This window comes from Micromonospora sp. NPDC050187 (assembly GCF_044459745.1).
Taxonomy (GTDB): Bacteria; Actinomycetota; Actinomycetes; order Mycobacteriales; family Micromonosporaceae; genus Micromonospora.
The window spans coordinates 18,005-43,569 of the sequence record NZ_JBITJH010000032.1; the positions used below are offsets into that span (position 1 = coordinate 18,005).

At 75.1% G+C, this 25,565-nt stretch carries 2 protein-coding genes; both read left to right on the forward strand.

Annotated features, from left to right (window positions below):
- The first annotated feature begins 28 nt into the window (after positions 1–28).
- Positions 29–11,251 carry a type I polyketide synthase gene (locus tag ACIBJE_RS29430; protein ID WP_396753537.1) on the forward strand — a complete coding sequence of 3,741 codons (11,223 nt, stop codon included), beginning with the start codon at positions 29–31 and terminating at the stop codon, positions 11,249–11,251.
- Between the two features lie 46 nt (positions 11,252–11,297).
- The gene (locus ACIBJE_RS29435; RefSeq protein WP_396753538.1) at positions 11,298–25,550 is read left to right on the forward strand and encodes a type I polyketide synthase; all 14,253 of its coding nucleotides are present in this window, start codon (positions 11,298–11,300) and stop codon (positions 25,548–25,550) included.
- The last annotated feature ends 15 nt before the right edge of the window (positions 25,551–25,565 follow it).

The window sequence follows — 25,565 nt, forward strand, 5'->3', positions numbered from 1 at the left end:
CGCTGCAGAACGAGGAAGTGAGACAACCATGGCGAACGTGCCGGTGGAGAACGAGGGCTCCCGACCGACGATGTCGGACGAGGAGAGGCTCCGCGAGTACCTGACGCGGGTCGTCGCCGAGCTGCACCAGACCCGCCAGCGGCTGCGTGAGGTCACTGCCGAGGAGTCCGAGCCGGTGGCCATCGTCGCCATGAGCTGCCGCTACCCCGGCGGCATCAGCTCGCCGGAGGAGCTGTGGCGGTTCGTCGCGGACGGCGGGGACGCCATCGGCGGCTTCCCCACCGACCGGGGCTGGGACCTCGACCGGCTGCACCACCCCGACCCCGACAACCCCGGCACCTCGTACGCCGCCTCCGGCGGGTTCCTCGACGACGCCGGGCAGTTGGACGCCGCCCTGTTCGGCATCTCGCCCCGCGAGGCCGTCGCCATGGACCCCCAGCAGCGGCTGCTGCTCGAGGTCAGCTGGGAACTGTTCGAGCGCGCCGGCATCGCGCCACTGTCGCTGCGCGGCAGCCGTACCGGCGTCTTCATGGGCACCTCCGGCCAGGACTACGCCGCCGTCATGCACCGCGCCCCCGGCGTCGAGGGGTACGTCCTCACCGGCACCGCCGCCAGCGTCGTCTCCGGCCGGATCGCGTACACGTACGGGCTCGAAGGCCCCACGGTCACCGTGGACACCGCCTGCTCGTCGTCGTCCGTCGCCGTCCACCTCGCCTGCCAGGCCCTGCGCGAGCGCGAGTGCGGCCTGGCTCTCGCCGGTGGGGCCACCGTGATGGCCACGCCGAGCGCCTTCGTCGAGTTCTCCCGGCAGCGCGGTCTCGCCTCCGACGGGCGCTGCAAGTCGTTCGCCGCGTCCGCCGACGGCACCGGCTGGGGCGAGGGCGTCGGCGTGCTGCTGCTCGAACGGCTCAGCGACGCCCGCCGCAACGGTCACCCGGTGCTCGGGATCATCCGCAGCTCCGCCGTCAACCAGGACGGCGCCAGCAACGGGCTCACCGCCCCCAACGGCCCCGCCCAGCAGCGGGTCATCCGGCAGGCCCTCGCCAGCGCGAAGCTCACCCCCGACCTGGTCGACGTCGTCGAGGCGCACGGCACCGGCACCACCCTTGGCGACCCGATCGAGGCGCAGGCGCTGCTCGCCACGTACGGGCAGGACCGGGGCGACGCCGCCCCGCTGCTGCTCGGCTCGATCAAGTCGAACATCGGCCACACCCAGGCCGCCGCCGGCATCGCCGGGATCATCAAGATGGTCCAGGCCATGCGGCACGGCGTCGTCCCCGCCACCCTGCATGTCGACGAGCCGACCCCGCACGTCGACTGGGCCGCCGGTGCGGTCGACCTGGTCACCGAACCGACCCCGTGGCCGGCCGCCGACCGGCCCCGCCGGGCCGCCGTCTCCTCGTTCGGCATGAGCGGCACCAACACGCACATCATCCTCGAACAACCCGAGGACGTCCCCGCCGAGGCCGACCGGCCGGACCTCACCGCCCCCGCGCCCGTCCTGCTCACCGGCCGTACCCGCACCGCGCTGCGGCAGCAGGCCGAGCGCTGGTCGCGGTACGTCGCCGACGAGGCCGACCTGACCCCGGCCGACGTCGCCTGGACCTCGGTGGTCTCCCGCTCGCCCCTCGAACACCGGGCCGTGGTCTTCGCCGCCGACCGGGACGACCTGGCCGCCGCGCTGCGCGGACTCGCCGACGACCGTCCGGTGTCGGAGGCCGTCGTCGGGGCTGCCGGTGCGCCCGGTGAGGTCGCCTTCGTGTTCCCGGGTCAGGGTTCGCAGTGGGTGGGGATGGCGGCGGAGTTGTTGGAGACGGCTCCGGTGTTCGCGGAGAAGTTGGCGGCGTGTGCGGAGGCGTTGCGTCCGTACGTGGACTGGTCGCTGTTCGATGTCGTGCGTGGCGTGCCGGGTGCGGCGTCGTTGGAGCGGGTCGACGTGGTGCAGCCTGCTCTGTTCGCGGTGGGTGTGTCGTTGGCCGCGTTGTGGGAGTCGTACGGGGTCCACCCCTCGGCGGTGGTGGGTCACTCGCAGGGGGAGATCGCCGCCGCGCACGTGGCGGGGGCGTTGACGCTGGAGGATGCGGCGGCGGTGGTGGCGTTGCGGAGCCGGGTCATCGCGGAGATGGCCGGTGCCGGTGGGATGGTGTCGGTCGCGACCACGGCCGACGAGGCGACGGAGACGATCGCCCGCTGGGACGGTCGGATCGCCCTCGCCGCCGTCAACGGGCCGACCTCGGTGGTGGTGTCCGGTGACGTGGCCGCTCTCGACGAGTTGGTGGCGCACTACGAGTCCCAGCAGGTGCGGGTGCGTCGGGTGCCGGTGGACTACGCCTCGCACTCGGCGCATGTGGAGCCGTTGCGGGAGCGGCTGGTGGAGTTGTTGGCGGGGTTGTCTCCGCAGAGCGGGCAGGTGCGGTTCTGGTCGACGGTGGTGGGGGAGTGGCTGGACACCACCGGTCTGGACGCGGAGTACTGGTACCGGAACCTGCGGCAGACGGTCCGTTTCGACGAGGCGGTACGGAGTCTGGTCACGGCCGGCTACTCCACGTTCGTCGAGGTCAGTGCGCATCCGGTGCTGACCATGGCGATGCAGGAGACCGTCGAGGCCGTCGCCGACGCCGCCGTCACGGTCACCGGGAGCCTACGTCGGGACGAGGGCGGCCTCGACCGCTTCCACCGCGCCCTCGCCGAGGTGTACGTGGCCGGGACGCCGGTCGACTGGCGGCCCGCCTTCGCCGGTGGCTCCGGACGCCTGGTCGGCCTGCCCACCTACCCGTTCCAGCGCCAGCACTACTGGGTGCCGGCGGAGGAGCCCGCCGCTCCCGCCACCGCCACCGGCCTGCTCGACCACCGGTTCTGGGACGCCGTCGAACGCGCCGACCTGGACGCCCTGCGCGGCACCCTCGCCGTCGACGACGCCGAGGCGATCGAGTCGCTGCGCACCCTGCTGCCCGTTCTCGCCGGCTGGCGACGCCAGCAGCAGGAACACTCCCTGCTCGACGGCTGGCGGTACCGGGCCGACTGGCAGGTGACGCCCGAACCGGCCGCCGCCCGCCTCGACGGCACCTGGCTGCTGGCGCTGCCCGCCGGTCTCGACGACGACCCGGCGGTGCACGACGTCCGGGCCGCGCTGACCGACGCCGGTGCCGACCTCCGGCCGCTGACCGTCGGACCGGACGCCGACCGGGCCGGGCTCGCCGCGTCCCTGGCCGGCGCCGACGTCGCCGGGGTGGTCTCCCTGCTCGCCTGGGAACCCCCGGCCGGCGCGGATGCCGTCCTGCCCGGCCTGGCCGGCACGCTCGCCCTTACCCAGGCGCTCGGCGACGCCGACCTCGACGCGCCGCTGTGGCTGGTCACCCGGGGAGCGGTCGCCGTCGCCTCGTACGACCGGCTGGCCGACCCCGGCCAGGGCGCGATCTGGGGCCTCGGCCGCGTGGTCGGCGTCGAGGCTCCCCACCGCTGGGGCGGCCTGGTCGACCTGCCGTCCCGCCTCGACAGCCGGGCCGCCGGCCGGCTCACCGCGATCCTCGCCGGGCCGGCCGGCGAGGACCAGCTCGCGGTACGCGCCTCCGGAGTCTTCGTCCGCCGCCTGGTCCGCGCGGGACTCGGCGACCGTCCCCCGGTACGGCGCTTCACGCCCACCGGAACCGCGCTGATCACCGGCGGCACCGGCGGCCTCGGTGCCCGTGCCGCCCGCTGGCTCGCCACCGCCGGCGTCGAGCACGTCGTGCTGGTCAGCCGGCGCGGACCCGACGCCCCCGGCGCCGACGAGCTGGCCGCCGAGCTGCGCGACCTCGGTACCCGGGTCACCGTGGCCGCCTGCGACGTCGCCGACCGGGTCGCCCTCGCCGCCCTGCTCGACCGGGTCCAGGCCGACGGCCCACCGGTCCGCACCGTCGTGCACACCGCCGGCGTCCCCCAGACCACCCCCCTCATGGCGGTCACCCCGACCGAGCTGGCCGAGGTGGCAGCCGGCAAGGCCGCCGGTGCCGCGCACCTGCACGACCTCCTCGCCGACCAGGACCTCGACGCGTTCGTCGTCTACTCCTCCATCGCCGCCACCTGGGGCAGCGCGGGCCAGGCCGGGTACGCCGCCGGCAACGCCTACCTCGACGCGCTCGTGCAGCAGCGGCGCGCCGACGGGCGGGCCGGCACCGCCATCGCCTGGGGTTCCTGGGGTGAGGGCGGCATGCACACCGCCGACGCCGACCAGAAGCTGCGCAACCGGGGCGTGCCCCCGATGGACCCGACCGTCGCGATGAACGCCCTGCACCAGGCCCTCGACCACGACGACGTCACCCTCACCGTCGTCGACGTCGACTGGTCCCGGTTCGCCCCCACGTACGCCTCCGCCCGGCGTCGGCCGCTGCTGGAGGGCGTACCGGAGGCGAAGGCGGCCCTCGACGGAGGAGCGCCGCTGGACGGCGACGACGGCGACGACGGGGTCGCGGCGACGCTGCGCCGCCGGCTGGCCGGGCTGACCCCGGCCCGCCGGGAGGAGACCCTCACCGACCTGGTCCGGGAACTCGCCGCCGACGTGCTCGGCCACGACGCCGCCGCCGCGATCCCGGCCACCACCGCGTTCCGGGACCTCGGCTTCGACTCGCTGACCGCGGTCGAGCTGCGCAACCGGCTCGTCGCCGCGACCGGGCAGCCGCTGCCCGTCACCCTGGTCTTCGACCACCCCAACCCGGTGGTGCTGGCCCGCTTCCTGCTCGCCGGACTGGTCGGCGACGATGCCGCACCCACCGGGACCGTCGCCCCGTCCGCCGTCAACGGCGACGAGCCGGTGGCCATCGTGGCGATGTCCTGCCGCTTCCCGGGCGGCGTCACCGACCCGGAGCAGCTGTGGCGGCTCGTCGCCGACGGCGTGGACACCGTCGGCGAGTTCCCCACCGACCGGGGCTGGGACCGCGATCGCCTCGTCGACCCGGACCCGGAGAAGCCCGGCACCACGTACACGGACAAGGGCGCCTTCGTCTACGACGCGGCGGACTTCGATTCGAGTTTCTTCGGGATCAGCCGACGTGAGGCGCTGGCGATGGACCCCCAGCAGCGGTTGGTGCTGGAGGCGTCGTGGGAGGTGCTGGAGCGGGCAGGGGTTGTCCCAGGGGCCTTGCGGGGTTCGCGAACAGGGGTGTTCGTGGGCACGAACGGCCAGGACTATAGGTCCCTGCTGATGCTGACCAGCGAGCAGGTGGAGGGGTTCGGCGGCACGGGGAACGCGGCGAGCGTGGTGTCGGGTCGGGTGTCGTACGCGTTGGGGTTGGAGGGGCCTGCGGTGTCGGTGGACACGGCGTGTTCGTCGTCCCTCGTCGCGCTGCACCTGGCCGTGCAGGCGCTGCGTCAGGGGGAGTGCGATCTCGCCCTGACGGGTGGGGCGACGGTCATGGCGACGCCGGCCCTGTTCGTGGAGTTCTCCCGGCAGCGCGGGATGGCCGCCGACGGGCGGGTCAAGGCGTTCGCGGCGGCGGCGGACGGCACCGGCTGGGGCGAGGGCGTCGGCATGCTGCTCCTCGAGCGGCTCTCCGACGCGCGGCGCAACGGCCACCAGGTACTGGCGGTGGTGCGCGGCTCGGCGGTGAACCAGGACGGCGCGTCGAACGGGTTGACCGCGCCGAACGGCCCCTCGCAGCAGCGGGTGATCCAGCAGGCGCTGGCGTCGGCGGGGTTGACCCCGCGCGACGTGGACGTGGTGGAGGCGCACGGCACGGGCACGACCCTGGGCGACCCGATCGAGGCGCAGGCGCTGCTCGCCACGTACGGGCAGGACCGGGACGTGCCGCTGCTGCTGGGGTCGGTGAAGTCGAACATCGGGCACACCCAGGCCGCCGCGGGGGTGGCCGGCGTGATCAAGATGGTCCTCGCGATGCGGGAGGGCGTGGTCCCGGCCACGCTGCACGTGGATGCCCCGTCGCCGCACATCGACTGGTCGGCCGGCGCGGTGGAGCTGGCGACCGAGACGCGCCCCTGGCCGGCGGTGGACCGGCCGCGTCGGGCGGCGGTGTCGTCGTTCGGCGTCTCGGGTACGAACGCGCACACGATCATCGAGCAGGCCGACGATCTTCCCCCGGCCGACGACGCGGAGCCCGCAGTCGACGGCGGCGTGCACCGGACTCCGGGTCTGGTGGACTCGGACGTGGTGGTGTGGCCGGTGTCGGCGCGGTCGGCGGCGGCGCTGGCGGGGCAGGCGTCGCGGTTGGCGCGGCTGGTGCGCGAGCACGACGGGCTGGAACCGGCGGCGGTCGGCTGGTCACTGGCCACGACGCGGTCGACGTTCGAGCACCGGGCCGCCGTGGTCGGCCACAGCGTCGGTGAACTGCTGTCCGGGTTGGACGCGCTGGCGGCGGGTTCGTCGGCGGGGAACCTGGTGACGGGTTCGGCCGGTGAGCACGGGTCCGGGGTGGTGTTCGTGTTCCCGGGCCAGGGCGGTCAGTCGGCGCGGATGGCCGCCGGCCTGGTCGGCCGGTGCCCGGTGTTCGACGCGCGACTTGCCGAGTGCCAGCGGGCGTTCGCGCCGTACCTGGACGTGGACATCGTCTCCGTGCTGACCGGCGACGACGAGTCGTGGCTGGACCGGGTGGAGGTGCTCCAGCCGGTGCTGTTCGCGGTGGGCGTCGCGCTCGCGGAGGTGTGGCGGCACGCCGGGGTGGTCCCACGGCTCATGATCGGTCACTCGCAGGGCGAGATCGCGGCGGCCTGCGTGGCGGGTGTCCTGTCGCTGGAGGACGCCGCGAAGGCCGTGATCCTGCGGGCCCGTGCGCTCGCCGGTCTCGCGGGCACCGGGGCGATGGCGGCGGTGGACCTGCCCGCCGACGAGGTCGCGGCCCGCCTGGCGGACTTCCCCGAGGTGGTCGTCGGGGTGGTGAACGGGCCGGCGACGGTGGTGATCTCCGGTCCGCCGGAGCAGGTGGCGGAGCTGGTGGAGGCGTTCCGGGCCGACGGGGTGCGGGCGCGGCCGATCCGTTTCAACTACGCCTCGCACTCCCCGGCGGTGGAGCGGATCCGCGAGCGGATGCTGGCCGACCTGGCGGATCTCGCCCCACAGGCCGGGCACACCCCGCTGGTGTCCACGCTGACCGGTGAGTGGGCCGATCCGACCGCGATGGACGGCGGCTACTGGTACGAGAACCTGCGCAACCCGGTGCGGTTCGACGCCGCCGTGCGGGTGGCGATCGAGGCCGGGCACACGACGTTCGTGGAGGTGTCCGCCCATCCGGTGTTGACCCTGCCGGTGTCGGCGATCCTCGACGACGCCGGTGCCACCGGCCACACCCTGGGGACCCTGCGTCGGGGCGACGACGATCCGACGCGCCTGCTGACCAACCTCACCACGGCCCACACCATCGGTCTGCCCGTCGACCTGACGTCGGTTCTCGCGCCGGCGTCGACCGTCGACCTGCCCACGTACGCCTTCGACCGGGAACGGTACTGGCTGGCGGTCCCCGCCCACCGGGTCGGGGACGTCAGCTCGGCCGGCCTCCAGGACGCCGGGCACCCGCTGCTCGCCGCGGCCGTACCGGTCGCCGACGACCAGACGGTGGTGCTCACCGGACGGCTGTCCGTGCACACCCACCCGTGGCTGGCCGACCATGTCGTCGGCAAGGCGGTGGTCGTTCCCGGCACCGCCCTGATCGACATGGTGGTTCGCGCGGGCGACGAGGTCGACGCCGGCCAGGTGGGAGACCTGGCCCTGATCAGCCCGCTCGTGCTGCCGTCCACCGGCGCCGTCCAGGTGCAGGTGCGCCTCGGCGCGCCCGGAGCCGACGGCGAGCGGAGCGTCACCGTGCACTCGCGGCCCGAGGAGAGCGGGGACGGGGAGTGGACCCGGCACGCGGAGGGCCTGCTGCTGTCGGAACTCCCCGCTCCCGTGGTGGTGTCGGGGGAGTGGCCGCCGGCCGGCGCCGTCGAGGTCGACGCCGACCTGGACGCCTGGTACGCGCAGTCGGCCGAGGACGGCCTCACCTACGGCCCCGCGTTCCGGGGCCTGCGCCGGGTGTGGCAGCGCGACGACGAGGTGTACGCGGAGGTGACGCTGCCCGACGCGGTGGCCGCCGACGCGCCACTGTTCGGCCTGCATCCGGCCCTGTTCGACGCGGCTCTCCAGGCCACCGGACCCAGCCGGCTGCTCGGCAACCCGACGGACCCCGCCGGCACCGGCTGGCTGCCGTTCGCCGTCCGTTCGGCCAGCCTGCACGCCCACGGCGCCACCCGGCTGCGGGTGCGACTCCGCTCGCTCGGCCCGGACACGATCGCCGTCACCCTGACCGATCCGGCCGGACAGCCGGTCGCCACGGTGGAGTCGCTGACCTTCCGTCCGGTCGGCGCCAACCGGGCCGACGAGACCGCCGCGCTGCGCCGCAGCTCCCTGTTCCACCTGGACTGGACGCCCCTGCCGGCGACCGACGCGGCCGTCGGGGGCACGGCCCGTTGGGCGCTGCTCGGCGACGACTCCCTCGGCCTGGCCGACACGCTGGCCGCCGCCGGGCACCCGGTGGTGGGCCACGCCGACCTGGCGGCGTTGGTCGCCGCGCTCGACGGCGGCGACGTACCGGAGGTCGTGGTCGACCTGCGGGCCGACGCGGAGACGGATCCGGTCCGGGCCGACGTGGACGCGCACGACGCGGCCCGGGACGTCCTGGCGCTCGTGCAGGGGTGGCTCGCCGAGCCGCGACTGGAACAGACCCGACTGGTCCTGCACACCCGGGGTGCGGTCGCCGCCGCGCCCGGCGAGGCCCCCCGTGACCTCGCCGGTGCCGCCCTGTGGGGACTGGTCCGCTCGGCGCAGACCGAGAATCCCGGCCGGTTCACGCTGCTCGACACCGACGACGCCGCCTCCTCCCTCGCCGCGGTCCTGGCCGCGGTCGGCTCCGGCGAGCCGCAACTCGCGGTCCGCGACGGTGCCGTCCTGGTGCCCCGGCTCGTCCGGGCGCGGGACGCCGGGGTGTTGTCGCTGCCCGGCGACGAGGCGCCGTGGCAGCTCGACGTCACCGAGAAGGGCACCCTGGAGAACCTGGCCCTGCTGCCCGTCCCGATCGAGGCGGGCGAGGTGCCGGAGGGACACGTCGTCGTCGGCATGCGCGCCTCGGGGCTCAACTTCCGGGACGTGGTGCTGGCCCTCGGCATGGTCCCGGACCAGCAGGTGCTGGGCAGCGAGGGGGCCGGCGTGGTGCTCCAGGTCGGCCCGGGTGTCACCGGCCTCGCCCCCGGTGACCGCGTCATGGGCATCATCTCCGGCTCGTTCTCCACCGTCGCGGTCACCGACCACCGCATGCTCACCCGCATCCCGGACGGCTGGTCGTACGCCGAGGCGGCGGCCGTACCGGTGGTCTTCCTGACCGCCTGGTACGGACTGGTCGAGCTGGGCCGGCTCACGGCCGGGGAGTCGGTGCTGGTGCACTCGGCCGCCGGTGGCGTCGGCATGGCCGCCGTGCAGATCGCCCGTCACCTCGGCGCCGAGGTCTACGGCACGGCCAGCCCCGGCAAGTGGCCGGCGCTGCGCGACACCGGCTTCGACGACGCCCACATCGCGTCCTCGCGCACCCTCGACTTCGTCGACGAGTTCCTCACCCGCACCGGTGGACGCGGCGTGGACGTGGTGCTCAACGCGCTCAGCGGCGAGTTCGTGGACGCGTCGCTGCGGCTGCTGCCCCGGGGCGGCCGGTTCGTCGAGATGGGCAAGACGGACAAGCGGGACCCCCAGCGGATCGCGGCCGACCACCCCGGCGTCAGCTACCAGGTCTTCGACCTCCTGGTGGCCGGCCCGGACACCATCGCGCGGATGCTGGACGAGCTGATGGCGCTGTTCGCCAGCGGCGCGCTGCGGCCGCTGCCCCGGCGCACCTGGGACGTCCGGCGTGCCCCCGAGGCGTTCCGCTTCCTCAGCCAGGCCCGCCACGTCGGCAAGCTGACCCTGAGCATCCCGCAGGCGCCGCTGCTCGACGGCACGGTCCTGGTCTCCGGTGCCACCGGGACCCTGGGCGCGCTGCTCTGCCGCCACCTGGTCACCGCGCACGGGGCCCGGAACCTGTTGCTGGTCAGCCGGCGCGGCCCGGACGCCGCCGGCGCGGACGAGCTGCTGGCCGACCTCAAGGCGCTCGGGGCGGACGTGTCGATCGTCGCCGCCGACCTGGCCGACCCGGACGCCGTCACCCACGTGTTGTCCCTGGTGGACGCCCGGTACCCGCTGCGCGCGGTCGTGCACACCGCCGGTGTCATCGACGACGCCACCGTCGAGTCGCTCACCCCGGACCGCCTCGCCTCGGTGCTGCGGCCGAAGGTCGACGCGGCCTGGAACCTGCACCGGGCCACGCTCGACCACGAGCTGACCGCGTTCGTGCTCTACTCCGCCGCCGCCGGCGTGTTCGGTGGACCGGGTCAGGGCAACTACGCCGCCGGCAACGCGTTCCTCGACGCGCTCGCCGAGCACCGGCGGGCGCTGGGCCTGCCGGCGGTCTCCCTGGTCTGGGGCCTGTGGGCGCAGGCCAGCGGCATCACCGGGCACCTCGACACGGTCGACCTGCGGCGGCTGGAGCGCAGTGGCCTGGTGGCTCTCGCCAACGACGAGGCCCTCGCCCTGTTCGACGCGGCCTGGCGGTCGGAACGGGCGGTGCTGATGCCCGCGAAGATCAACACGGCGGTGGGGGCGTCCGGCGCACCGGTCCACCCGTTGCTGGCGGCCCTGGTCCGCCCCGCCAACCGGCGGGCCGTCGCCGCCGAGGCCGCCGGTGGGCAGGCGTTCGTCGACACGCTGCGTGCCCTGCCCGGGGAGAAGCGGGAACGCGCCCTGCGTGACCTGGTGCTGTCGCACGTCGCCGTGGTCCTCGGCCGGGGCGACGCGGCCGGCATGGAACCGACCAGGGCGTTCCGGGAACTCGGCTTCGACTCGCTCACCGCGGTCGAGTTGCGCAACCGGATCGGGGCGGCCACCGGGCTGCGGCTGCCGGCGACGCTGGTCTTCGACAACCCGACGCCGGCAGCGCTCGCCGCGTACCTGGCGACGCAGTTCGCGGTCACGGACACGGCTGTCGACCGGTCGGCGGGCGTCGTACGGGAACTCGACCGGCTGGAGGCGGCGCTCGACGGGCTCGACCCGACCGACGCCGAGTTCCGCCGGATCACCGACCGGCTGCACGGCCTGCTGGACCGGCTGGCCGACCGGCAGGCCGACGCCGATGGCGACGACGACCTGGAGTCGGCCACCGCCGAGAACATCTTCGACCTGATCGACCGCGAGCTGGAGACATCGTGACCGCCAGCCGCAACGACCACGGCATGCCGAGTGAGGTGGGTCCACGGTGAGCAACGAGGACGAGAAGTACGTCGAGTACCTGAAGCGTACGACCTCGGAGCTGCGGCGTACCCGGCGGCGACTGCGGGAGCTGGAGGCACGGGAGTCCGAGCCCATCGCCATCGTGGCGATGAGCTGCCGGTACCCGGGTGGGGTCGACTCGCCCGAGGCGCTGTGGCAGCTCGTGCGCGACGGCGGCGACGGGATCGGCCCGTTCCCCGCCGACCGGGGTTGGGACCTCGACCGGCTCTTCCACCCCGACCCCGACCACCCGGGCACCAGCTATGTCCGGGAAGGCGGCTTCGTCTACGACGCCGGGGAGTTCGACGCCGACCTGTTCGGCATCAGCCCCCGCGAGGCCCTGGCCATGGACCCGCAGCAGCGCATTCTGCTGGAGGCGTCCTGGGAGGCCTTCGAGCGGGCCGGGCTGCCGATGCCGGCGGTCCGCGGCAGCCGTACCGGGGTGTTCGTCGGGGCGGCCTCGCACGGCTACGAGGGCGTGATCGCCCAGGCCGAGAACGGCGAGGGGCACCTGCTCACCGGTAACGCCACCAGCGTCGTCTCCGGCCGGGTGGCGTACACGCTCGGCCTGGAGGGCCCGGCGGTCACCGTCGACACCGCCTGCTCGGCCTCCCTCGTCGCGGTCCACCTGGCCGCCCAGGCGCTGCGCAACGGCGACTGCGAGCTGGCCCTCGCCGGCGGCGTGACGGTCATGCCCACCCCGGCGGTCTTCGTCGGCTTCAGCCGGCAGCGGGGCCTCGCCCCCGACGGCCGCTGCAAGGCGTTCGCCGCCGGCGCGGACGGCACCTCCTGGTCCGAGGGCGCCGGCATGCTGCTGCTCGCCCGCCTCTCCGACGCGCAACGCCACGGGTACCCGGTCCTCGCCGTGATCCGGGGCAGCGCGGTCAACCAGGACGGCGCGTCCAACGGCCTGAGCGCCCCGCACGGCCCCTCCCAGGTGCGGGTCATCCGACAGGCCCTCGCCAACGCCCGGCTCGCCCCCGCCGACGTGGACGCCGTGGAGGCGCACGCCACCGGCACCCGGCTCGGCGACCCGATCGAGGCGCAGGCCCTGCTCGCCACGTACGGACAGGACCGGGGCGACGGCGCCCCACTGCTGCTCGGCTCCATCAAGTCCAACATCGGCCACACCCAGGCCGCGGCCGGCGTCGCCGGCGTGATCAAGATGGTGCTGGCCATCCGGCACGGCATCGTCCCGCCGACCCTGCACGTGGCCGAGCCGTCCCCGCACGTCGACTGGTCGGCCGGGGCGGTCGAGCTGGTCACCGAGGCGACGCCGTGGCCGGCGGTGGACCGGCCGCGCCGGGCGGCGGTGTCGTCGTTCGGGGTGTCCGGCACCAACGCGCACGCCATCATCGAACAGGCCCCGGTGCCGGAGGCCGTCGCCGACGAGGCGGCCCCCGTCGCCGACCGCCCGGTCGTCCCGGTCCTGCTCTCCGCCCGATCCGACGCCGCCGTCGCCACCCAGGCCGGCCGCTGGGCCGCCTGGCTGGCCGACGCCGACCGCGACGCCCGACCGCTCGACGTGGCGTACTCGTCGGTGGTCTCCCGGTCCGTGCTGGACCACCGCGCGGTGGTCGTCGCCACCGGCCACGACGACCTGCTGGCCGGGCTGCGCGCCCTGGCCGCCGGCTCGCCGGCCGGCAACGTCCTCGCCGGTACGGGTTCCGCGCGCGGCCAGCTCGCGGTGCTGTTCTCCGGTCAGGGCGCGCAGCGTGCCGGCATGGGTCGGGAGCTGTACGGGACCTTCCCCGTCTTCGCGTCGGTGCTGGACGAGGTGTGCGGGCACCTGGACCGGGCGCTGCCGCAGCCGTTGAAGACGGTGCTGTTCGCCGAGGCGGGCACGCCGGAGGCCGGGTTGCTGGACCAGACGGTGTTCACGCAGGCCGGGTTGTTCGCGGTCGAGGTGGCGTTGTTCCGCCTTGTCGAGTCGTTCGGTGTGGTGCCGGACTTCGTGGGTGGGCACTCGATCGGGGAGGTCACCGCCGCGCACGTCGCGGGGGTGTTGTCCCTGGAGCACGCGTGTGCGCTGGTCGCGGCGCGGGGCAGGTTGATGCAGGCGCTGCCGGCCGGTGGCGGGATGCTCGCGGTCAACGCGGCCGAGGCCGACGTGCGGGCCACCCTGGACGGGCTGACCGACCGGGTGGGAATCGCCGCCGTGAACGGGCCGACCTCCGTCGTGGTCTCTGGGGACACCGAGACCCTGGACGAGGTGGAGCGGACCTGGCGGGACCGGGGCGCGCGCACGCGGCGGCTGACGGTCAGCCACGCGTTCCACAGCCCGCTGATGGAGCCGATGCTGGCGAGGTTCCGGGCCGTCCTCGGCCGGCTGACCTTCTCCGCTCCGACGTTGCCGGTGGTGTCGAACGTGACCGGGGCGTTCGCTGACGGCGAGGAGATCCGGAGCGTCGACTACTGGGTGCGGCACGTCCGGGAGGCGGTCCGGTACGGCGACGGGGTGGCCGCGCTGCGGGCCGCCGGGGTCGACACGTTCCTGGAGGTCGGTCCGCAGAGTGTGTTGACCGCGATGGCCGCCGACATCCTGCCCGGCGACGATTCCGTGCTCGTCGTGCCCGTGCAGCGCAAGGACCGGTCCGAGGTTCACGCGCTGTTGGCGGCGCTGGCCGAGCTGCACGTCCACGGTGTGCCGGTCACCTGGCAGCCGTGGTTCGCCGACACCGGCGCCACCCGGGTCGACCTGCCCACGTACGCCTTCCAGCACCAGCGCTACTGGCCGGAGACCGACGGCATGGCCACCCCGTCGGGCGAGCGCGCGGACGGTGCCGAGGGCGACTTCTGGGCCGCCGTCGAACGCGGCGACCTGCCCGCCGTGGCGTCCCACCTGGCCGTGCAGGACGACCCGGACGCCGTGGCGGCCCTCGCCCCGGCCGTACCGGTGCTCTCCTCGTGGCGCCGGGCCCGGCTGCGCGACGCCGTCGTGGACACCTGGTCGTACCGGGTCGTGTGGGACCCGATCCGCCCCGCCCCCGCGCCGGCCCTCCCAGGCCGCTGGCTCGTCGTCACCCCCACTCCTCTTCGCGCCGATCATGGAGATGTGGCGCCCGAGTCGGCTGGTATGGAGCCTTCCTCGGAGCCAGCAGTCCACGATCGAGAAGAGTGGGGCGGGATTGTCGACGCGCTCCGGCGCGGTGGAGGGGACGTCGACGTCCTTCGGGTCGCGGCCGGGGTGGGGCGCGAGGCGCTGGGTGGGCTGCTGCGGGAACGCGGGGAGCAGGGCTGGGCCGGTGTGCTCTGCCTGCTGCCCGAGCGGGACGAGCCGCTGCCCGACACGCCCGCTGTGCCCGCCGGGACGGCGCTGCTGCTCACTCTCGTCCAGGCCCTCGCCAACGCAAGCCTGGCGGGCCGGCTGTGGTGCCTCACCCGGGGCGCGGTGGCCGTCGGCGGCGGGGAGACCGTCGCCGACCCGTACGCGGCGGCAGCCTGGGGCCTCGGCCGGGTCGTCGCCCTGGAACAGCCGGACCGCTGGGGCGGCCTGATCGACCTGCCTGCCGTGCCCGGACCGGTCGCCGCCGGCGCCGGGTCGCACCGCGCCGGTCGACTCGACCCGGCCGCCGGGGACGCGCTGCTCGCCGTCCTCGCCGACGCCGGCCACGACCAGGTGGCGATCCGCCCGCAGGGCGTGTTCGAACGGCGGCTCGTTCCCGCCGCGCCGACCGCCGGAGCGGCCTGGCGTCCCTCCGGAACCGTGCTGGTCACCGGCGGGACCGGCGCGCTGGGCGGGAACGTGGCCCGGTGGCTGCTGGCCAACGGCGCCGCCGAGGTGGTGCTCGCCTCCCGCCGTGGCCCGGACGCCCCCGGTGTGACCGACCTGCTCGACGAGCTGACCGGACTCGGCGCGGCCCGGGTGGTCGCCTGCGACGTCACCGACGTCGACGCCGTGACCGCCCTCGTCGCCGGCCTGCCCGCGCTGACCGCCGTCGTGCACACCGCCGGGGTGGTCGACGACGGCGTCCTCGACGGCCTCGACCCGGCCCGGATGCAGGCCGTCCTCGACGGCAAGGTCCGCGCCGCGCGGGTGCTGCACGAGGCCACCGCCGGGCGGGACCTCGACGCCTTCGTGCTCTTCTCCTCCCTCGCCGGCGTCATCGGCAGCGCCGGGCAGGGCAACTACGCGGCAGCCAACGCGTACCTCGACGCGTTCGCCGCGTGGCGGCGCGGCCAGGGGCTGCCCGCCACCGCCATCGGCTGGGGCGCCTGGGCCTCCGCGGGCATGGCGGCGGCGACCGCCGAACTGACCGCCCGCCTGACCCGGGGCGGCGTCAACCCGCTGCCCGCAGCCGAGGCGGTCACCGCGCTCGGCCGGCTGGTCAACGCCGACGACCCGGCGGTGACCGTCGCCGACGTCGACTGGGGGCGCCTGGCCGCCGCCTGGGGCGGGCCGACCCCGCTGATCGCCGGCCTGCCCGGGGTGCCCGTCGGGCAGAGCGGCCCGGTCCGCGCCGTCGTCGTCGGCCGGTCCCTGCCGCAGCTCACCGAGCTGGTCCGGGCCCAGGTCGCCGCCGTGCTCGGCTACCCGGCCGGCCAGCCGCTGCCCGACCGCACGTTCCGCGACCTCGGCTTCGACTCGCTCACCGCCGTCGAGTTGCGCAACCGGCTGACCGCCGAGACCGGCATGACGCTCTCCGCCACCCTCGTCTTCGACCACCCCACGGTCACCGAACTCGCCGCCCACCTGCACGGCCTGACCGCCGGACACACCCCCGGCGAGGTGGTCGCCGACGGTGCCGGTCTGCACCGGGAGCCCATCGCCATCGTGGCGATGAGCTGCCGGTTCCCCGGCGGCGTCTCCTCGCCCGAGCAGCTCTGGGATCTCGTCGCCGCCGGCACCGACGCGATGACCCTGATGCCCGGCGAGCGCGGCTGGAACCTCGCCGAGCTGTACCACCCCGACCCCGAGCACCTCGGCACCAGCTACGTCCGCGAGGGCGGCTTCGTCGCCGGGGCCGGCGAGTTCGACCCTGCCTTCTTCGGCATCAGCCCCCGCGAGGCCGTCGCCATGGACCCGCAGCAGCGACTGCTGCTGGAGTCCACCTGGGAGGCGTTCGAGCGGGCCCGGATCGACCCGACCGCGTTGCGCGGCAGCCGCACCGGCGTGTATGTCGGCACCAACGGGCAGGACTACGGCTCGCTGCTGATGGCCGCCGGGGACGTCGACGAGAACTACCTCGCCACCGGCGTCTCGGCCAGCGTCCTCGCCGGTCGGCTGTCGTACACGTTCGGGCTGCACGGTCCGGCCGTCACGGTCGACACGGCCTGCTCGTCGTCGCTTGTCGCGCTGCACCTCGCCGCACAGGCCCTCCAGGCGGGGGAGTGTGATCTGGCGCTGGCCGGCGGGGCCACCGTCATGGCCACCCCCGGCATCTTCGTCGGCTTCTCCCGGCAGCGCGGCCTCGCCGCCGACGGGCGGTGCAAGCCGTTCGCCGGCGCGGCCGACGGCACCGGCTGGGGCGAGGGCGTCGGCCTGCTGGTGCTCCAGCGGCTCTCCGACGCCCGCCGGGACGGCAACCCGGTCCTCGCGATCGTGCGGGGCAGCGCCGTCAACCAGGACGGCGCCAGCAACGGGCTCACCGCCCCCAACGGCCCCGCCCAGCAGCGGGTCATCCGGCAGGCCCTCGCCAACGCGCGGCTCACCCCCGACCTGGTGGACGCGGTCGAGGCGCACGGCACCGGCACCACCCTCGGCGACCCGATCGAGGCGCAGGCGCTGCTCGCCACGTACGGGCAGGACCGCCCCGCCGACCGTCCGCTCTGGCTCGGCTCGATCAAGTCGAACATCGGGCACACCCAGGCCGCCGCCGGCGTCGCCGGGATCATCAAGATGGTGCTCGCCATGCGGCACGGCGTCCTGCCGCGCACTCTGCACGTCGACGAACCCACCCCGCACGTCGACTGGTCCGCCGGCCGCGTCGAGCTGCTCACCGAGGCCCGCCCCTGGGAGCCCGTCGACGGCGTACGCCGGGTCGGGGTGTCCTCGTTCGGCATCAGCGGCACCAACGTGCACACCATCCTCGAATCGGCACCCGTCGAGGAGTCCGCGCCGCGACCGGCGGCCGACGGGCCGGCCGGCGAGCTGCCCTGGGTGCTCTCCGGACGCACCGCCGACGCCCTCGCCGACCGGGCGCGCGACCTGCGGGGCTACCTGGAGGAGGTGCCGGACGCCGCGCTCGGCGACGTCGGCTGGTCGCTCGTCGCCACCCGGGCGTCCCACGACCACCGTGCGGTGGTCTTCGCCGCCGATCGGGGCGAGTTGGTTGCCGCCTTGGACGGGCTGGCTGATGGGCGGCCGATGGCGGAGGCGGTTACCGGCGTCGCCGGTTCGCCGGGTGAGGTGGCTTTCGTCTTCCCCGGGCAGGGGTCCCAGTGGGTGGGTATGGCGGCCGAACTGCTGGACACCGCTCCGGTGTTCGCGGAGAAGCTGGCCGCCTGTGCGGAGGCGTTGCGTCCGTACGTGGACTGGTCCCTGCTGGACGTGGTACGGGGCGCGGCGGACGCGCCGTCCCTGGAGCGGGTCGACGTGGTCCAGCCTGCCCTGTTCGCCGTCGGTGTGTCGTTGGCGGCGTTGTGGGAGTCGTACGGGGTTCGGCCGTCGGCGGTGGTGGGTCACTCGCAGGGTGAGATTGCTGCCGCGTGTGTCGCGGGGGCGTTGAGCCTGGACGACGCGGCGGCGGTGGTGGCGTTGCGGAGCCGGGTCATCGCGGGGATGGCCGGGGACGGTGGGATGGTCTCCGTCGCGACGACGGCCGACGAGGCCGCCGCGACCATCGCCCGCTGGGACGGCCGGGTGGCCTTGGCGGCCGTGAACGGGCCGACCTCGGTCGTGGTCTCCGGTGATGTCGCCGCGCTCGACGAACTGGTGGCGCACTACGAGTCCCGGGAGGTCCGGGTGCGTCGGGTGCCGGTGGACTACGCGTCGCATTCGGCGCATGTCGAGCCGTTGCGGGAGCAGTTGCTGGAGCTGTTGGCCGGGCTGCGTCCACGCACCGGTGGGGTGCGGTTCTGGTCGACGGTGGTGGGGGAGTGGCTGGACACCGCTGCTCTGGACGCCGGGTACTGGTATCGGAACCTGCGGCAGACGGTGCGTTTCGACGAGGCGGTGCGGGGTCTGGTCGCGGCCGGCTGTTCGACGTTCGTGGAGGTCAGTGCGCATCCGGTGCTGACCATGGCGATGCAGGAGAGCGTGGAGCTGGTCGCGGCCGATCCCGCGACGGTCACCGTGACCGGCAGTCTGCGTCGTGCTGAGGGTGGTCTCGGCCGGTTCCATCGTGCGGTCGCGGAGGTCTACACCGGGGGTGTGCCGGTCGACTGGCGACCGGCGTTCGCCGGACTTCCCGGCCGCCTGGTCGACCTGCCCACCTACCCGTTCCAGCGGCAGCACTACTGGCCGCAGCCGTCCGCCGTGGCCGGCCCCGCCGGTCCGGCCGCCGGACCGATGGCCGACGACGAGGTCGACGCCCGGTTCTGGGCCGCCGTCGAGGCGGAGGACCTGACCGCGCTCACCGCCGAACTCGCCGACGCCACCGACGCCGACGCGGTGCCCGAGGCGGCCTTCGCCGACGTGCTGCCCGTGCTCGCCGCCTGGCGGCGCCGGCACCGCGACCAGGCCACCGTCGACTCGTGGCGGTACCGCGACGCCTGGCTGCCGGTCGCCGACGGCGACGAGCCCGCCGTCACCGGCACGTGGTGGCTCGTCACCGGCCCCGATGACACCGCCGTCGACCAGGCCGCGTTCTGCCGGGACGCGCTCGTCCGGCACGGGGCCACGGTCGTACCTGTGGAGCTGGCGGCCGAACGGACGGACCGGGTCGCCCTCGCCGCCCGGGTCCGCGACCTCACCGAGGCCGGACCCGTCGCCGGAATCGTCTCCCTGCTCGCGCTCGACGAGACCCCGGCCCCCGCCCACCCGGCGGTGCCCGTCGGCTTCGCCGGCACCGTCACGCTGACGCAGGCCCTCGGCGACGCCGGTGTCCGCGCGCCGCTGTGGTGCCTCACCCGGGGTGCCGTCTCCACCGACGCCGGTGAGCCACTGTCGTACCCCGGGCAGCAGCTCGCCTGGGGCTTCGGCCGGATCGCCGCCCTCGAACACCCCGACCGTTGGGGCGGCCTGCTCGACCTGCCCGAAACGCTGGACGACGCCGCCGGTCGGCGGCTCGTGCAGGTCCTCGCCGGCAGCGACGACGAGGACCAGGTGGCGCTGCGGCGGGCCGGCACCTTCGCCCGCCGGCTGCTGCGCGCCCCGCTGGGCGACGCTCCGGCCGCCCGCACCTGGCGGCCCACCGGCACCGCCCTGGTCACCGGTGGCACCGGCGCTCTCGGCCGGCACATGGCCCGCTGGCTCGCCGCCAACGGCGCGTCCCACCTGGTGCTGGTCAGCCGTCGCGGCCGGCAGGCCGAGGGCATCGCCGAGCTGGAGGCCGAGCTGGTCGGCCTCGGTGCCCGGGTCACCGTCGCCGCCTGCGACGCCGCCGACCGGGCGGCCCTCGCCGCCGTCATCGACGACCTGCCGGCCGAGCATCCGCTGACCACCGTCGTGCACACCGCCGCCGTGCTCGAGGACTGCGTGATCAGCGCGCTCACCCTCGACCAGGTCGACCATGCGCTCAGCGCCAAGGTCACCGCGGCGGTCAACCTGCACGAGCTCACCCGCGACCGGGACCTCGACGCGTTCATCCTGTTCTCCGCCATGGCCGGCACCGTCGGCAGCTCCGGGGTCGGCAACTACGCCCCCGGCAACGCGTTCCTCAACGCCCTCGCCGAGCACCGGCGCGGCCTCGGGCTGCCCGCCACGTCGATCGCCTGGGGTGCCTGGGGCGGCGGCGGCATGGCCGAGGGCGAATTCGGGCGGATGCTGCACCGCCACGGCGCCCCCGAGATGGACCCGAGGCTCGCCGTCGCCGCGCTGCACCAGGCCGTCGAGCACGACGAGACGTTCCTGACGATCTCGAACATCGCCTGGGACCGGTTCTACGTGGCGTTCACCGCGACCCGGCCCGCGTCGCTGATCGCCGAGATCCCCGAGGCACAGGCGCTCGCGGCCACCAAGGGCCTCGCCGAGGCGAAGGAGGCCGACGATGCCGGCCCCGCCGCCACCCTGGCCCGGATGAGCGCCGCCGAGCGTCAGCAGGCGCTGCTCGACCTGGTCCGCGACCAGGCGGCCACGGTCCTCAAGTACGCCGGCGGCCAGGCCGTCGACCCGCACCACGCCTTCCGGGACCTCGGCTTCGACTCGGTGACCGCCGTGGAGCTGCGTAACCGGCTCGCCACCGCCACCGGGCTGCGGCTGCCGGTGACCCTCGTGTTCGACTACCCGACCCCGACCGTGCTCGCCCGGCACCTGCACGAGGAGCTGGGTGGCGGGGCCGAGACGGCGGTCGCCGCCGCTCCCGTGGCCCTGGCCGACGACGAGCCCGTCGCCATCGTCGCCATGTCCTGCCGGTTCCCCGGCGGTGCCAACGACCCGGAGCGGTTCTGGCAGATGCTGCACGCCGGCCGCGACGCCGTCTCCGACCTGCCGGGCGACCGCGGCTGGGACATCGACCAGCTGTACGACCCCGACCCCTATTCCACCGGCACCTCCTACGTTCGCAACGGCGCATTCCTGTACGACGTGGCGGATTTCGACCCTGGTTTCTTCGGAATCTCGCCGCGTGAGTCCCTCGCGATGGATCCGCAGCAGCGGTTGTTGCTGGAGACGTCGTGGGAGGCGATCGAACGGGCAGGGGTTGACCCGGGGGCGTTGCGGGGTTCGCGAACAGGGGTGTTCGTGGGCACGAACGGCCAGGACTATGGGGCCCTGTTGGTGATGTCCGCGGATGACGTGGAGGGGTTCGGGGCGACGGGGAGCGCCGCGAGTGTCTTGTCCGGTCGGGTGTCGTACGCGTTGGGGTTGGAGGGACCTGCGGTGTCGGTGGACACGGCGTGTTCGTCGTCCCTTGTCGCGCTGCACCTGGCGGTGGAGGCGCTGCGGCGGGGCGAGTGTGATCTTGCCCTGGCCGGCGGGGTGACCGTGATGGCGACGCCGGGCCTGTTCGTGGAGTTCTCCCGGCAGCGTGGGCTGGCGGCCGACGGGCGGTGCAAGGCGTTCGCGGCGGCGGCGGACGGCACCGGCTGGGGTGAGGGCGCGGGCATCCTGCTGGTCGAGAGGCTGTCGGACGCGCGGCGGTTGGGGCACCCCGTGTTGGCGGTGGTGCGCGGCTCGGCGGTGAACCAGGACGGCGCGTCGAACGGGCTGACCGCCCCGAACGGCCCCTCGCAGCAGAGGGTGATCCGACAGGCCCTCGCCGGCGCCCGGCTGTCGACGGCCGACGTGGACGTGGTGGAGGCACACGGCACCGGCACCACCCTGGGCGACCCGATCGAGGCGCAGGCCCTGCTGACCACGTACGGGCAGGACCGGGACGTGCCGCTGCTGCTGGGGTCGGTGAAGTCGAACATCGGGCACACCCAGGCCGCCGCGGGGGTGGCCGGCGTGATCAAGATGGTCCTCGCGATGCGGGAGGGGGTCGTCCCGGCCACGCTGCACGTGGATGCCCCGTCGCCGCACATCGACTGGTCGGCCGGCGCGGTGGAGCTGGCGACCGAGACGCGCCCCTGGCCGGCGGTGGACCGGCCGCGTCGGGCGGCGGTGTCGTCGTTCGGCATCTCCGGCACGAACGCGCACGTGATCATCGAGCAGGCCGACGAGGCCGAAACGCCGCTGGACGTCGCGCCGGGACTGGTGGTCTCGGACGTGACGGTGTGGCCGCTGTCGGCGCGGTCGAGGACCGCCCTGGCAGGTCAGGCGTCACGGTTGGCGCGGCACCTGCGTGAGCGCGACGGGCTCGACCCGGCGGCGGTCGGCTGGTCCCTGGCGACCACCCGCGCGGTCTTCGACCAGCGTGCCGCCGTGGTCGGGGCGAGCGTCGAGGACCTGCTGTCCGGGCTGGACGCCCTGGCCGCCGGCGCGCCCGCCGGCAACGCGGTGACGGGCACGGCGTCCGGTCACGGTGCCGGTGCCGTGTTCGTGTTCCCGGGCCAGGGCGCGCAGTCGGCGCGGATGGCTGCCGGACTGGTGGGTCGTACGCCGGTGTTCGACGACCGGCTCGCCGAGTGCCAGCGGGCGCTGGCCCCCCACCTCGACGTCGACCTGGTGGCGGTGCTGACCGGGGACGACGAGTCGTGGCTGGACCGGGTGGAGGTCGTGCAGCCGGTGCTGTGGGCGGTGGGTGTCGCCCTGGCGGCGGTGTGGCGGCACGCGGGTGTGGTCCCGCAGGCGGTGATCGGTCACTCCCAGGGTGAGATCGGCGCGGCCTGCGTGGCGGGCATCCTCAGCCTGGAGGACGCGGCGAAGACCGTCGCGCTGCGGTCGCGGGCTCTGGCGGTGCTGCGGGGCACGGGCACGATGGCGTCGGTGGACCTCTCCGCCGAAGCCGTCGCCGAGCGGCTGCCGGCGTTCCCCGGTGTCGGAGTCGCGGCCGTCAACGGTCCGTCGACCGTGGTCGTCTCCGGGCCGCCGCAGCCGGTGGCCGACCTGGTCGAGGCATGCCAGGCCGACGGCGTCCGAGCCCGGCTGATCCCGGTGGACTACGCGTCGCACTCTCCGGCGGTCCAGGAGGTCGCCGAGCAGCTCCGCACCGACCTGGCCGACGTCACCCCGCAGGCCGGGCACACCCGCCTGGTGTCGACCCTGACGGGGGACTGGGTGGCGCCGGAGACCATGGACGCCGGCTACTGGTACGACAACCTGCGCCGGTGGGTGCTGTTCGACACCGCCGTGCGCGCCGCGATCGACGCCGGGCACACCACGTTCGTCGAGATCTCCCCGCACCCGGTGCTGACCATGCCGGTCACCGCGATCCTGGACGACACCGGCACGACCGGGCACACGCTGGGCAGCCTGCGCCGAGGCGACGACGACCCCGCCCGCCTGCTGACCAACCTCGCCACCGCGCACGCCATCGGCCTGCCCGTCGACCTGGCGAAGGTCCTCGCCGGGACGCCGGCGGTCGACCTGCCCACGTACGCCTTCGACCGGACCCGGTTCTGGCCGACCAGGGCCGACGGTCCGGGGGTGGCGGACACGGCGTCGAGCGGCGTCGACTCGGCGTTCTGGGCGGCCGTCGAACGGGAGGACCTGGCGGCGCTCGCGGAACTCACCGCGCACAGCGCCAGCGAGTCGCGGGAACGGCTGGGCGCCGCCCTGCCCCTGCTCGCCTCCTGGCGGCGTCAGCAGCGGGAGAGGTCCACCCTGGACGACCTGCGCTACCGCAGCGTCTGGCAGCCGTACCCGGGCACGCCCGTGAGCTTCCTGCCGGGTGCCTGGTGGGTCGTCGCGGACGAGCACCGCGCGGCCGCGGGCGAGACCGCCGTGGCCGAGCTGACCCAGCGGGGCGCGGAAGCCCGGCTCGTGCTGCTGCCGGAGCAGCTGGCCGACCGGGCGGCCGTCGCCGGGCACCTGGCCGCCGCGACCCGGACCGACGACGGCGGGCGCGCACCCGTGGACGGCGTGCTGTCCCTGCTCGCCCTCGCCGACGCCCCGGTCGACGACACCCAGCCGGTGCCGCCCTTCCTGGCCCGGTCGCTCGCCCTGGTGCAGGCGCTCGGCGACCTCGACGTGGCCGCCCCGCTGTGGTGCGTCACCCGGGGTGCCGCCGGTGCCACGCGGGGCGGAACCCCGGCCCGGCCGGAGCAGTCGCTCCTCTGGGGCCTCGGCCGGGTCGTCGCCCTCGAACACCCGGAGCGCTGGGGCGGGCTGGTGGACGTGCCGGCCACCCTCGACGGCCACGGCTGGGACCTGCTCTGCGCCGCGCTGGCCGGTCTCGACGGCGAGGACCAGCTCGCCGTCGACGGGGCCACGATCCTGGTACGCCGACTGGTGCGGGCACCCGGTGGCGCCGCCGCTCCCGAGGAGACCGACCACGCCGGTACGACGCTGGTCACCGGCGGCACCGGCGCCCTCGGCGCGGAGGTGGCCCGCTGGCTGGCCTCCCAAGGTGCCGAGCACCTGCTGCTGGCCAGCCGCCGGGGCCCGGACGCGCCCGGCGTGGCCGACCTCGTCCGGGAGCTGACCGACGCCGGTGCGCGGGTGACCGTCGCCGCCTGCGACGTGGCCGACCGGGCCGCGCTGGCGAAGCTGCTCGCCGAGGTGCCCGCCGACGCGCCCTTGACCGGAGTGGTGCACGCGGCCGGGGTCCTCGACGACGGCGTCCTCGACGGCCTCACCGCCGACCGGATCGCCACCGTGCTGCGGCCCAAGGTGCTCGGCGCGCTGCACCTGCACGAGCTGACCGCCGACCTGCCGCTGCGCGCGTTCGTGCTGTTCTCGGCGATGGTCGGTCAGCTCGGCGCCGCCGGGCAGGGCAGCTACGCCGCCGCCAACGCGTACCTCGACGCGCTCGCCGAGCAGCGGCACCGGCAGGGCCTGGCAGCCACCTCGATCGCCTGGGGCCCCTGGGCCGCCGGCGGGATGGCCGCCGCCGACCCGGCGGTGGAGGAGCGCCGCCGCCGCACCGGCGTCGCCCGCCTCGACACCGCCACGGCGTTCGCCGCGCTCGCCGCGTGCGTGGCGCGCCGCGAGCCGGCGACGCTGGTGGCCGGGATCGACTGGGCGCGGTACGTGCCCGGGTTCGTCGCCGTCCGGCCCAGCCCACTGCTCACCGGCGTCGCCGAGGCGCAGCGGGCCGCCGCCGAGCGGGCCGAGGACGCCGGGTCGTCCGCGGAGTCCCTCGCCGCCCTGCTCGCCGGGCAGACCGACGTCGAACGGCGCAAGACGCTCCTCGACCTGGTACGCGGCCAGGCCGCTGCCGTGCTCGGGCACGCCTCGGCGGACGCCGTCGAGCCGGACCGGGCGTTCCGGGAGCTCGGTTTCGACTCGCTCACCGCGGTCGAGCTGCGCAACCGGCTGACGGCGGCGACGGGCGTGCGGCTGCCCGCCACGGTCGTCTTCGACTACCCGACCGCCGCCGGCCTCGCCGAGTACGTCCGGGCGGCGATCGTCGACGGCGGCGTGGTCGGCGTCGCACCGGTCTTCGGGGAGCTGGACAGGTTGGAAACGGCGCTGGCCGGCTCGGCGCCGGACCGCAGCGCCCGGATTCGGATCACGGAGCGGCTGCGGGCGCTGCTGGCCTCCCTCAACGAGGCCGACGCCCCGGCCGGCGGCGGGGACGCCGTCGCCGAGAAGCTCCAGGACGCCACGCCCGACGAGGTCTTCGACTTCATCGACCGGGAGCTGGGGGTGTCCTGACGTGGTCGCTGCGTG